Raw genomic sequence first — 12,121 nt, forward strand, 5'->3', positions numbered from 1 at the left:
GTTGGAGAGGAATCAGAAGAGAACTCGATCAGCCTGAAATCCTTAAATGTGAATTTAAAGCTATCAAAAAATTGCATGAAAAAGGATACACAAACATTGGTATTATGATTCCGTTGTCACAAAGCCCTGAAGAACTTAAACAGGCAAAAGCACTCTGTTCTGAAATTGGCTTTGAACCTCACAAAGATGTTGATTTCGGAATGATGGTTGAAATTCCAGCAGCTGCAATAATGATTGATGAATACATTAAAGTTGGTATCGACTTCGTAAGTTTAGGAACCAACGATTTAACCCAATACACTCTTGCAGTTGACAGAAACAACGAGTTTGTAGCAAAACACTACTCCGAAGAACACCCTGCAGTAATGAAACTGATTGAAAGAACAATCAGAAAATGTGCTGAAGCAGGTGTTAAATGCAGTATCTGCGGTCAGGCAGGTAGTGTACCTCACATTGTTGAAAAACTTGTTGAATTTGGAATTACAAGTGTATCATCAAATACTGATGCTATAGCTGATGTGAGAAAAACTGTCGCTAGAGCTGAACAAAAAATTATTCTTGACGCTGCCCGTAAACGTTTAGAATAATCTTTTTATTCTTTTTTTTATTTTATTTTTATTTTAATTATTTTTAGTTAGGTTGTTTTATGCAAGATGAACCAATAGACAAGAATGTTATTTTAGAGGAACTCTCCAAGCTTCATGAACTGGATTGCAATTACGGTGACGGCCGAATCTTAGGATCCATGTGTACTGAAGCACATCCTTTTGCAAAGGAAGTTTACTGCAAATTCCTTGACACAAATCTGGGAGATCCAGGTCTTTTTAAAGGAACAAAATCCATTGAAAATAAAGTAATTGAATCTATTGGTGAGTTGCTGTCTCTTGATTCTGCTTATGGAAATATCGTGACAGGAGGTACTGAAGCTAACCTCATGGCAATTCGGGCTGCCCGAAACCATGCAAGAAAATATAAGGGAATTGTAGATGGTGAGATAATCATTCCTAAATCTGCGCATTTTTCCTTTAAAAAAGCGGCCGACATGCTGAATCTAAAGATTGTCGAAGCCCAGTTGGATGAAAATTACAAGATTGATGTGGAATCATTGAAGGAAGTAATTTCAGACAGGACTGTGGCTATTGTAGCTATTGCTGGAACAACTGAATTGGGTTTGATTGACCCTATAGAAGAGATTTCACAAATTGCCTTTGAAAAAAATATATATTTCCATGTGGATGCGGCATTTGGAGGATTTTCCATTCCATTTTTAAAGCAGAGGGGATATGATTTACCTGATTTTGATTTTTCCCTTCTAGGGGTCTGTTCAATAACTGTTGACCCTCATAAAATGGGTCTGGCTCCAATTCCTGCCGGGGGAATAATTTTTAGAAAAGAGGAATATCTCGAAGTCATGGCGGTTGACTCCCCATATCTGACCGTAAAGACACAGTCCACAATTGTTGGAACTCGTCTGGGAGCTTCTTCAGCGGCAACCTATGCTGTAATGAAATACTTTGGCAGAAAAGGATATTGTGATTTGGCTGAAGATTTGATGAAAACAACCCGATTTTTTTATGACGGTTTGGTTGAGATAGGCTATGATGTGGTTTGTGAACCTGAACTTAATATTGTTGCATTCAATCATCCGGATATGGAAACCAACGAGCTTGCCCAAAAATTGGAAAAATTAGATTGGAAGGTTTCCGTTGCAAAGTGCCCGAAATCCATTCGTGTAGTTTTAATGAATCATATTAAAATGAATCATATAAAAGAATTGTTAGAAGATTTAAAAGAAATATATTAACTTTCAATCTTCTTTAATGTCTTCCACATACATTAAAGGATAATTAAGTTCTTCTATAAACTCAATCCTTATTGTTGCGGTGACATTTTCAACTTTTGTGTAGATTTTAACGTCCAGCATGTCTCCTGTAAGTGATGTGTATTCGAATTCTGTCATTGACTCTTCGAGTTTGTCAAATCGGATGTTTACCTTTACATCTTCAATTGCAGGCTGTAACTTCAGTGATTCTTCCATACTTGTTTCCAGGCTTTTTTTGGTGGTTTGGTTTACGGGAGTTCCCACAAACTGGTGGAAAAGCGCTCCCATACTGATGGCTCCTTCAAATATGGCTCTTTCACGTGTAGTTATATTTGAAAAGTATTCCTTGTCTACGTCCATTATATTCCTCCATTCAAAAAGATAATCTTGTCATATATCAGTTCCGATGGGATTGGATTTATACAGCAATATAATAAAATTGCGAATATGATTAGGATTATTGCCAATATGTAAATCCTTTGGTCTTTAGGATATATGAAACTGAAAATCAATCCTGCCACTAAAAATATTGCAGTTATAATCAGTGCATTTGATTCCTGCGGATTGTCCTGAAGGATTTGTGTATTTATAGGGTTGGTCTCGCTTAATTCACCCTTTATGATTAAACGGTTTTCTGTAGATCCTATAGGATCGCATGTAATTAAGTATAAATAGTTTCCACCCTCTTCGGCATTAAGTGAATATGTTGCCGGAACAATGGTTGAATCCACCACTTTATATTTCATTTCTCCAATTCCAGGCCACTCCAAAACCAATTCGTCTCCATTGGACAATTCATTAAGTCTTAAAAATGGTGAGCCCTGCAAAGTCCTGTGTCCAAACAGGAGCACATCTCCGGTTAATGGAACATATGAACTAGGTTCGTGCAGAACCCCCTGTGATAATGATTCATTGTTAATCTTTTCATTGACACCTATGGATGGAATTACAATTGTCGGAGCTTCAACATTTCTTTCCACAGCAATTTTTGAAGAGAAATAATTGACTTCCCCCATAGCATATAATCCAATTATAAGTATGCAAATTATAACGATTATAGTTGAAATAGTTGGCTTTTTCATATTATCACTTTTGTAATGACCTAATATAATAATTTTTTCAGTTTGAATATGTGGTGTTGATTTCATTGACCATCCAATTTGGCGCATTTGCCGTTGGGATTGTCAGCACAATATTGTCCATGTTGTTGATCATGAAATTGACTTTATCTCGTGGTGTTTCAATCAGAATCATGTACTGAGCATCCAAATCTCCAAGATTGATTTGGCGTTCGTAATTGGATAATTTGATACCATAGTCCTTAAGCATGTCGATTGTCTGCTTTTCATCATAGCCTTCAATTATAGACCCTTTAAGCAGTTCCAATACGTTGGATGAAAAGCTTTTAGTATTTTCTGTAGGGTAGGTGGTATTTCCTTTCACGTTCATTTTTGATTTGGAATATTCGGAATCGATTTCGCCGTTTTCTTCATATCTCATGATGGATAAAACCGTACAGCCGCTTATTTCTGGACTGGTAGTGTTATTGTCAATGCCTTCTTCAGTATAATTGTTGCTCAAGTAAACGTCAACTATGCTGCCCACATTGATAAGTCCTGCCCCGGCCTGAAGTCTTGATACAAGCAGAGGTACCGAAACGGTATTTGGTTTTTCAAATTTTAACTTGGATAATATTGTGGCATCATTGCTGCTTACAATATTCATTGCATCTCTGCTGTTCATCAAAACGTCTTTGCTTTCATTTTCATAAACGACCATTGTCCTGTTGTAATCATCCTGATTGGCGGTAATCGATTTTTTGTGATATGATCTCCAGTCCTTTGTAGCGGGCGATAGAATGTTTATGCTTTCAAGTTCGCCTGTGCTTCTTGCATCATTGATTTTGTTTTCAAGCATCAATGCGTTTGATGAGGTTACCAGAGGTCCTGAATATAAATCATGCAGCTCATTTAGTTTTGTGGTTTTTACAAGTGACAGTTCTTCCTGCTGCGGTTGGTAAATCAGGAAATAATAGGAAGTTATAATCAGTGTAATCAGAATCAGTGTCGTGATTATGATTCCAATTTTTCTTTTCTGTTCATCTTCTGTTATTTTTGTTGTTTTTGGGTTTAGATAAATTCCAATTTTATGATTTAATCTTTTCAGAGGACTTAATTCATCTTTTTTATTGGGTTTTGGAAGATTTTCTTCTCTAAACTGCTGTTTAATGTCTTTAGTTTCTTCAAAACCTTTCGGAAACAATGGATCTCGCGGTCTTTTGGTAGTCATGGTTCTACTCCTAATCAGTCAATTAAAAGTAGATGGATTAATTTAATGGTGTTATAGATAGTTTTTGATTAAATTAATTATTAGGTAGTATAGGCAAAATACTAACAGTAATAGTGCAGGGATATTTATGCCGTATAAAACAAGGTTTATAGGCAAAATTAACAACACAATTAATATACATGATATTGCAAGGATAGGAACATTGTCAAATTTGGGATAAATTATTGTACTTATCATAATCAGTGAAACTGCAACGCTTAAGAGGAATGCAAGGTAAATGTTGTATATTCCGCTTAGGTATAATGTGGCTATTATGAATGCAATTCCAGGTATTGGAAATCCAATGAAATCCCTAGTTTCAATCTTATCCGCAATCACATTATATCTTGTTAATCTTAGAATTCCGCAGATAACAATTAATAAACTTATTAGTAAACCTATGGATTGAATAATGGCTGATGTGGTGTTAATAGTTGAATACACAAAAATTGCTGGTGCCACACCAAAGGAAACTGCATCGGATAGTGAATCTATATTTTTTCCAAATCCAAATGAGTCCTGCCTGTTGGTTTTTCTTGCTACCCAACCATCTACTGAGTCGAACATGATTGCAAATATCATTAACAGAGCGGCCATTCTGAAATCATGATTTATGGAACAGATTATGGATAAAAATCCGCAGCACATGTTTAGTAATGATATCACATCAGATATTGCAATAAATTTTTTAATGTTTGTATCTTCGATTTTCATGTTAAACTCCAGTAATACTTTTAATTTCATAGGTTATTAATTTTATCTTTGTTTTCGCCTTATTTTTATTAATATTTGTTTTTAATTATTTATAAGTGTTATTTTTTAATGGTTTAATTATTTTTTTTATATTTTTAAAATTTACTTGCTACTGTTTATTTTTTTTTAATTTAGTCAAGGTAATTATTTACTTTGGTTAAAAAATTGTAATTTATTAATTAGTTTTGAAAAATCAACACTAAAAGATAACATATATATAATAATATTTTTAATAAATATTAAGTGTTAGACGTTAGGTAAGTAGCTTTAAAATTCATTTTTCAATGCATTTTAATGGTTATTTATTTTTAATATGTGAGTTTATATTAATTTAAATTGCGAGTAGTCAAATGATAGAAGATAATATCCGTGTTCTCAGACAGGCTGCAAGGGTCACAACCGATAAGGATTATAAAATCGAGAAAAATTGGTGTGTCATTGCAGGCAATGTTGATTTGGTTGATGAAATGGCCTACAAAGCCATACTGTCCAATTCAACAATAAAGATTTTGTTCAGGGAACATGTGATGTTGAAGGATGGAAAATTGGATAAAAAATTTGATTTTCTCATGCTTTACGGCAATTCCATTGTCATCGACAATTTCGAAAACGCTACAAAAGACTATGGCGGGGCGTATGTCAAGGTGCCGCGCAGGTATCTTTCCGAGGAATCCAATGTGATGGTGTTTGTCGGACCTGATGATGTGATAAGGCGTGCCGTATCGACAATCGAGAGGTCAAGGATTCATTTCAAAATCCTTAAGGAATCTCAGACTACTAGTTTCATTGATGTTGATATAAATAAGGATGTTAAATTACCAAATTTCATCAAATCTGCTTTGAAACCTTTTTACAATGCAAATGAGGTTGTCTTAACAACTCTTGTTGTATCTGTTGAAAACGATGCAGATGTCGGAAAGGTTCAAAGTATAGCTACATCTAATAAGATATTCGTTATAGACTTTAAAGACATTGTAACGGAGGATTAACCATGAATATTTTTGGAAAAGACGAGGAAGAACCACAAGTTGATGATACCAGAGTCATTAGCAATAGTTTAGGAATAGATTTAGGAACTTTAAATACCGTGATTGCAAAACCTTCCGGAGATAAATTTGACTTATATCAAATTCCATCCGTTGTTGCAGTTAAAAAGGATGACCCATCAGAAGTTTTAGCTGTTGGTGAAGAAGCTAAAAGGATGCTTGGAAGAACTCCAGAAGACATTCTTGCGGTAAGGCCTTTGAAAAAAGGAGTAATCGAGAATGTTGTACAGGCACAGGCATTACTCATTAAAGCAATGCAAATCGGTATTAATGAGGGAGAAAGCGTTGGAAGAATCGTTATCGGTATTCCTGGTGACGCATCTGAAGTGGAAAAGAATGCTGCTGAAGAAATTGGTAGAAAAGCTGGTGCACAAAATATCTTAGTTATCAGTGAAGGTTTGGCTGCAGCTATCGGTGCAGGTTTGCCTATTGCTGAACCGAACGGTACAATGGTTATTGATATCGGTGCAGGTTCAACAGATGTTGTTGTAATTTCTCTTGGTGGTATTAACGATATCGAAACCGTAAGATGTGGCGGTGACGACATTGACAACAGAATAGTTGAACTCGTTGCAGAAAAATATGATGTAGCTATCGGTATTCATGATGCCGAATCTGCAAAAATTGAAGTGGGTATGGTTCACTGTTCAGAACAAATTGAAAACCTAAGTGTGGAAGTCATTGGTAAATCCTTAGAAACAAACAGGCCTAAAAAAGTTGTAATTGACTCAATGTTGGTTGCTGAAGCTGTAGAGCCTTATATTCAACAAATCATCGGTGGTTTAAACGTAATATTGGAAAGGTTATCTCCAGAATTGATGATGGGTGTTTACAACAATTCCGTTGCAGTCGGTGGAAGTTCAAGACTCAGAGGTCTTAAGGAAAGGATTTTCGATGAAATTGGAATTCCTATAGAAATTTCCGATGATCCGATGACTGTTGTTGCAAAAGGTACTGCTATTGTAGCTGCTGAACCTCTTGCATTAGAACCTGAAGTCCGTCTTAGGGCAATGAAATAAATAAATTTTTATTTATTTCTCTTTTTTTTATTTGATTTTTATGGATATTTTAGGCATTGATGAAGCAGGCAGAGGATCTGTTTTAGGGCCTTTGGTTATTGCAGGTGTGGTTGTACCTGAAAAGATGGAAAAAGTGTTGGAGCGTATGGGCGTTAAGGATTCCAAAAGATTAGCTCCCCACAGACGAACTATTTTATCTCGAAAGCTTAAAAAGATGTTTGAATATGAGATTGTTGTGATTTCAGCTCGTGAAATTGATGAGATGAGAGCAGATGGAATCAATCTCAATGAAATAGAAAAAAATGCAATGGAATCTATTCTGCTTAAAATAAAACCCGAAAAGGCTATTGTCGATGCCGTTGATGTAAAGGCACAACGTTTTCAGGATAATCTCTGCAGTGATACTGGTGTTAATGTCATAGCAGAACATAAGGCAGATGACAAATATATTGAAGTCAGTGCAGCTTCAATCATTGCTAAAGCAGAAAGAGATGATCATATAGCGCAAATCAACAAGGAATTTATTAAATCTGGAGGCATTGGTTCAGGTTATCCTTCAGATCCAAAAACAAAGGAATTTTTAACTAATTATACTTATGATGAAATGCCGGATTTTGTAAGAAGGTCATGGGCTACTGTAGCCAAAATGAAGTAATTTTAAGATTTTTTTTAAATAATATTTAAGTATATGAAAAAATATAATATTCTTATAAAATTTTCGATAATAATAAACATAGAGGATAAAAATGATTATTGAATACGTTACTCCACTTCTTGATGGGATTGTTGACATTTTCTCTCAGGGTGGAATTATTACTTACATAATTCTTTTTGTTGGAATTTATGGTCTTGTTATTTCAATAAGAAAAATCGCTTACCTTAGAAAAATCAGTAAGGTTGATACCACTGAAATATTTGGGGTGGTTACCGCATCTATGGAAAGAGGCGGTGCTGTTGAAGCCTTAAAGCAAATAAACGGTTTTAAGAATCCTATTTCTAAGATTATTTCTGAAACTTTAAAAATCGGTTATAAGAATAAGACTGAAGTTGAGGAAAGTATGGAGCAGATTTTCATCGTTGAAGTGGCAAAGATGACTAAAGGATTGAGTACTATTAAAACCATTACGGAACTCGCTCCTTTTTTAGGTTTGATTGGTACTGTTATCGGTATTTGGATGACATTCAAATCATTGGGGGTTCATCCGGATTCCGCAGCAATGGCTGAAGGTATTTATGTTGCATTGACAACCACAATCATGGGTCTTTTGGTGGCCATTATATTGTTGCCGGTTTATACCTATATCCAGGGGCTTATTGAAGCGGAAATGGATAAGATTGAACTTGCCACTAAAATGACCAACTGGGGATTCGCAGTTGTTAAGGTTAGAGTTGATTCTAATGTGGAATGTGCACTTGAGGCCCTTCAGGAAGCCGAAGGTGTTGTTAACACAAGATTGATATCTGACCCTTATGCCAATATTAAGGTTTCATTCAAGCCGAGTATGTTAGATAAGAGTATTGCAAATATTATTTTAGAAAAATGTAATGTTAATGCTGAAATAACTGAAAGTAAGCTAAAACAATAGGTGATTGGATGGCTATTGATGTAAGAAACTATAAGAAGAAAGTTTTGGATCAAAAACCAAGTATTAATTTAGTTCCTTTTATTGATATTCTGTTCACAATCATGATTTTTTTAGTGGTTACTAGTAACTTTTCAGCTACTGATGTTCAAACTGATGATGCTGATGTTACAGAAGATGCATCCGGAAAGCCAAATGTCACCGATGTTTCGGGTGATGCTCAATACTATGTTATGCCTGTAGCTAACTTGCATAAGGTTACAGTCAACGGTGTTGATAAGTCTGATACGATATCGGGTAGCGCCGTTGGTGTTCTGGGCAAAGTAATTGATCAAGGAGAAATTTCCATTAAACCGGGTGAAATAGACATTACAACTCCTGCTGGAATCTCTCCGGATGAGGCTGTAAAACGTCCTGAAGTTTAATTGGGGGAATTATTGTGTATACAGGTAGAATATTATCAACAGGAATGAATAATGATGGTAAACCTTTTGTGGCATATCGTGTTTCAAGCAGGTCATTTCCAAACAGGCAATGTTTGAAATTTGAAAATCGTGCAGCGATTGTTCCGAAGGAAGGTTTTGAAAAGGATATTTATGAGAACACATACATCACATACAATTGTATTCGTATTGTAAGGGATATGGCTATTGTGTCAAACGGTTCTCATACTGATGTTATAGCAGATAAAATTGCTTTAGGAATGAATATCAAAGATGCTATTGCATATTCATTGCTCACTATGGACTATGAAAAGGATGATTATCATACTCCAAGAATTGCCGCTGTTGTTACATCCACTAACAAAAAGGACGAATATGGCTGTTATGTTGGAATAGCTAACGATAAGAAATTGTTGGTTGAACAAATCCCATATGGGGATGCAGTATTCATTTCAACATATGGAAGCCAGGTACATGATTTGGTTGAGTTTGAAGCAAAAACCGCTACCGAATCTGCTAAATTTATTTTCGATGAAGGTACTTTTGCAAATTATAAAAAGCCAGTAACTTCATGTGCTGCTGTTTTTGATGGAGAATGGACTATTGATGTCTATAATCCATAATTCTTTTATTTTTTTTAATTTTTAGATGATATTATGACAATTGAACTGATAGGCTTAGAGAATATTCCCATTGTTGATGACAGTGATGATGTTTCAAAAATCATCAAGGATGCAATCGATAAGCAAGGCTGCTCAATCATGCATGGGGATATTATTTTAATCGCAGAAACTTTAATTTCAAAATCTGAAGGAAATTTCATCAAATTGGACGAACTGGCCCCATCCGATGAGGCTTTGGATTTGGCTAAAAAAGCCAATAAGGACCCCAAACTTGTTGAAGCAATTATCCAGCAATCCAATGAGGTTGTTGAAGTGGGTCCCAGTTTCATCATTACTGAAACCAAACAGGGTTTTGTCTGTGCAAATGCAGGAATTGATGAGTCCAACGTCGGTGAAGGTCTGGCCACTCCAATGCCTGTTGATGCCGACAAGTCCGCTTTTAAAATTCGTGAATATTTGGAAAAGGAATTTGGCGAGGAAATTGCCGTAATCATAACCGATACTCAGGGAAGAGCATTCAGGTTCGGAGCAATCGGAACTGCAATCGGATGTTCAGGTATTTCACCACTTTGGAAAAGGGTTGGAGAAAAGGATTTGTACGGCCGTGAACTTGAAACCACTGAAATTGCAACCGCAGATGAACTTGCAGCTGCCGCATCTCTTATCATGGGGCAGGCAGATGAAGGATTGCCGGTTGTTCTTATTCGTGGATTTGCCAATTTCGATGATTTGAGAAATGTTGACTCAGACATATCTCCGTTAATCATGCCGAAGGAGTTCGACGTATTTAGAAAATAAGTGGTTTTATGATTACTGTTTTATCAGGGGGCACAGGAACCCCAAAATTATTGCAAGGCTTAAAAGAGATTATCGATCCAAGCGAATTGACAATCATTGTCAATACATTGGAAAACGATTACTTTGCGGGAGTTTACGTATCGGCAGATATTGATACTGTACTGTATACCATGTCAGATTTAATCAACGATGAGCTGTGGTACGGAATTAAGGATGACACATTCATCACTCATGAAAGGCTTGAGGAAATTGGATGTCCTGAACTTTTAAGGATTGGTGATAAGGACAGGGCCACCAAAATCCAGAAAACATTGCTGATGGAAAAGTACGATTTGACAAGGGCCTGTGAAATTCAGGCGAAAAACATGGGTCTTGAGTGCAGAGTCATCCCGATGAGTAATGAAAACTCAGACATCAAAATAGTCACCGATATGGGTGAGCTGGAGTTTCATGACTTCTTAATAAAACACCGTTCAGAGCCTGAAGTTTTGGACGTTAAATTCTCAAAGGTTTCTCCGGCCGAGGGGATTATAGATGCAATCAATAATTCCGATGCGGTTATTATCGGTCCATCAAATCCGGTTACTTCCATTTCACCGATATTGTCTTTGGAAGGTGTAAGGGAAGCTTTAAAAAATACTTTTGTCGTTGCCATATCTCCGATTATTGGTTCGGGTGCCGTTTCAGGTCCTGCAAACAAATTCATGAATGCACTTGGTGTTGAAGTCTCAGCAGCAGGTGTTGCATCAATGTATAGTGATTTTTTGGATATGATGGTAATCGATGCAAAAGATGATGACAAAAAAATTAAGGTAAATCAAATAATTAATAAGGTAATAGTAACAAATACTATAATGAATAATTTAGATGCTAAAAAAAATTTGGCTAAAATTATTATTGAAAATATTCCTTAATATTTTATAGGCGGTTATTCAATGATACAAATGACTTTAATACAAATTGACAATTATGGTCCTTGGACAGTAACTCCAAGGCCGAGAACTGAATCTGATTTACAAATGCTACAGGCAAGTTTATTTGCTGATTTAAATAATCATTTTGGAAATAAAAAAGGTTTAGTTTTCTTTACAAGATTCGACAACTTGCTTGCGATTTCAAACGGTCTTGATGAAGAGGACCATTTAAGAATTCAAAGATCTATCAGAAACAGATACCCTATCACTATTAGTATGGGTGTTGGCGCTGCAGAAACTCCTCACGAAGCTCAAAAATTAGCTACCATTGCTCTTCAAAAGGCAGGTAGTGCTCAATCCGGTGAGAGAAAGGAAATTTTAGCTATCGACAGTTTGGTTAGTGAGGAAGACAGTTTTGTTCAGGCAGCACACATTGACATCAATAGTGTTACAGAAACCTTAACTGATATAGAATCTGCATTTGATACAAGTTTTATGGTTAATAAGGCTCAACATTACTTGATGACTAAATTAATCAAAAAAGGAGCATTGCTGTTCTTCATAGGTGGGGATAACTTCATGTCTCCATGTAACGGTTTGTCCGAACAGGAAATTGAAGACATCATGGTCGAAATTGATGAAGAGATTGGTATCAAACTCAAAGCAGGTATCGGAAGAGGTAAAAACGCTGAAGATGCAGCTTATATGGCTGATATAGGTCTTGAAGAAATTCGTGCTCATAATAATGAAATGTGGACTTGGGTAATTGAAAAGGAATACTAGGGAGTATTT

The 12,121-nt window shown here is 35.9% G+C and carries 15 protein-coding genes; 11 read left to right on the forward strand and 4 right to left on the reverse strand.

Features of this window, described 5'->3' with window-relative positions; genetic code table 11:
- Both Q0W04_RS02855 and mfnA read left to right on the forward strand, forming a co-directional pair.
- Positions 1 to 587: putative PEP-binding protein (locus tag Q0W04_RS02855; RefSeq protein ID WP_366938620.1), on the forward strand; the 587-nt coding region annotated here is incomplete at its 5' end.
- Between the two features lie 59 nt (positions 588 to 646).
- Positions 647 to 1,804, forward strand: a complete 1,158-nt coding sequence (gene mfnA / locus Q0W04_RS02860) for a tyrosine decarboxylase MfnA (protein WP_298500181.1) — start codon at positions 647 to 649, stop codon at positions 1,802 to 1,804.
- 3 nt (positions 1,805 to 1,807) lie between these two features.
- On the opposite strand, the gene Q0W04_RS02865 is transcribed toward mfnA, so the two are convergent.
- From Q0W04_RS02865 to Q0W04_RS02880, 4 genes are read right to left on the reverse strand one after another with little or no spacing between them, the layout of a single operon-like run.
- Positions 1,808 to 2,182, reverse strand: coding sequence for a dihydroneopterin aldolase family protein (locus Q0W04_RS02865; RefSeq protein ID WP_298500184.1), 375 nt, complete (start codon positions 2,180 to 2,182; stop codon positions 1,808 to 1,810).
- Complete coding sequence (locus Q0W04_RS02870) at positions 2,182 to 2,904, reverse strand: class E sortase (RefSeq protein ID WP_298500187.1); 723 nt, start codon at positions 2,902 to 2,904, stop codon at positions 2,182 to 2,184. The genes Q0W04_RS02865 and Q0W04_RS02870 overlap by 1 nt, the downstream gene beginning before the upstream one ends.
- Before the next feature lie 37 nt (positions 2,905 to 2,941).
- On the reverse strand, positions 2,942 to 4,111 hold the full coding sequence (locus tag Q0W04_RS02875) for a DUF515 domain-containing protein (RefSeq protein WP_298500191.1): 1,170 nt from the start codon (positions 4,109 to 4,111) through the stop codon (positions 2,942 to 2,944).
- 51 nt (positions 4,112 to 4,162) lie between these two features.
- Positions 4,163 to 4,864, reverse strand: a complete 702-nt coding sequence (locus tag Q0W04_RS02880) for an archaetidylserine synthase (RefSeq protein WP_298500193.1) — start codon at positions 4,862 to 4,864, stop codon at positions 4,163 to 4,165.
- 389 nt (positions 4,865 to 5,253) lie between these two features.
- On the opposite strand from Q0W04_RS02880, the gene Q0W04_RS02885 reads away from it, so the two are divergent.
- From Q0W04_RS02885 to Q0W04_RS02925, 9 genes are all read left to right on the forward strand, one after another.
- On the forward strand, positions 5,254 to 5,892 hold the full coding sequence (locus tag Q0W04_RS02885; RefSeq protein WP_298500196.1) for a hypothetical protein: 639 nt from the start codon (positions 5,254 to 5,256) through the stop codon (positions 5,890 to 5,892).
- A gap of 2 nt (positions 5,893 to 5,894) precedes the next feature.
- The gene (locus tag Q0W04_RS02890; protein ID WP_298500199.1) at positions 5,895 to 6,968 is read left to right on the forward strand and encodes a rod shape-determining protein; all 1,074 of its coding nucleotides are present in this window, start codon (positions 5,895 to 5,897) and stop codon (positions 6,966 to 6,968) included.
- A 40-nt stretch (positions 6,969 to 7,008) separates the two neighbouring features.
- On the forward strand, positions 7,009 to 7,623 hold the full coding sequence (gene rnhB, locus Q0W04_RS02895; RefSeq protein ID WP_298500202.1) for a ribonuclease HII: 615 nt from the start codon (positions 7,009 to 7,011) through the stop codon (positions 7,621 to 7,623).
- Between the two features lie 91 nt (positions 7,624 to 7,714).
- Positions 7,715 to 8,554 carry a MotA/TolQ/ExbB proton channel family protein gene (locus Q0W04_RS02900; protein WP_298500205.1) on the forward strand — a complete coding sequence of 280 codons (840 nt, stop codon included), beginning with the start codon at positions 7,715 to 7,717 and terminating at the stop codon, positions 8,552 to 8,554.
- An 8-nt stretch (positions 8,555 to 8,562) separates the two neighbouring features.
- On the forward strand, positions 8,563 to 8,976 hold the full coding sequence (locus Q0W04_RS02905; RefSeq protein WP_298500208.1) for a biopolymer transporter ExbD: 414 nt from the start codon (positions 8,563 to 8,565) through the stop codon (positions 8,974 to 8,976).
- Between the two features lie 14 nt (positions 8,977 to 8,990).
- A complete protein-coding gene (locus Q0W04_RS02910; protein ID WP_292813140.1) occupies positions 8,991 to 9,617 on the forward strand; it encodes an IMP cyclohydrolase in 627 nt (208 codons plus the stop codon).
- 33 nt (positions 9,618 to 9,650) lie between these two features.
- Positions 9,651 to 10,415 carry a coenzyme F420-0:L-glutamate ligase gene (locus Q0W04_RS02915; RefSeq protein ID WP_298500212.1) on the forward strand — a complete coding sequence of 255 codons (765 nt, stop codon included), beginning with the start codon at positions 9,651 to 9,653 and terminating at the stop codon, positions 10,413 to 10,415.
- Positions 10,416 to 10,423: 8 nt separating this feature from the next.
- Positions 10,424 to 11,329, forward strand: a complete 906-nt coding sequence (cofD, locus tag Q0W04_RS02920) for a 2-phospho-L-lactate transferase (protein WP_298500216.1) — start codon at positions 10,424 to 10,426, stop codon at positions 11,327 to 11,329.
- Between the two features lie 21 nt (positions 11,330 to 11,350).
- Entirely contained in the window at positions 11,351 to 12,112 is a 762-nt protein-coding gene (locus Q0W04_RS02925; protein WP_298500219.1) for a GTP cyclohydrolase III, read from the forward strand.
- Positions 12,113 to 12,121 lie beyond the last annotated feature (9 nt).

The organism is uncultured Methanobrevibacter sp. (assembly GCF_947170395.1).
GTDB lineage: Archaea > Methanobacteriota > Methanobacteria > Methanobacteriales > Methanobacteriaceae > Methanocatella.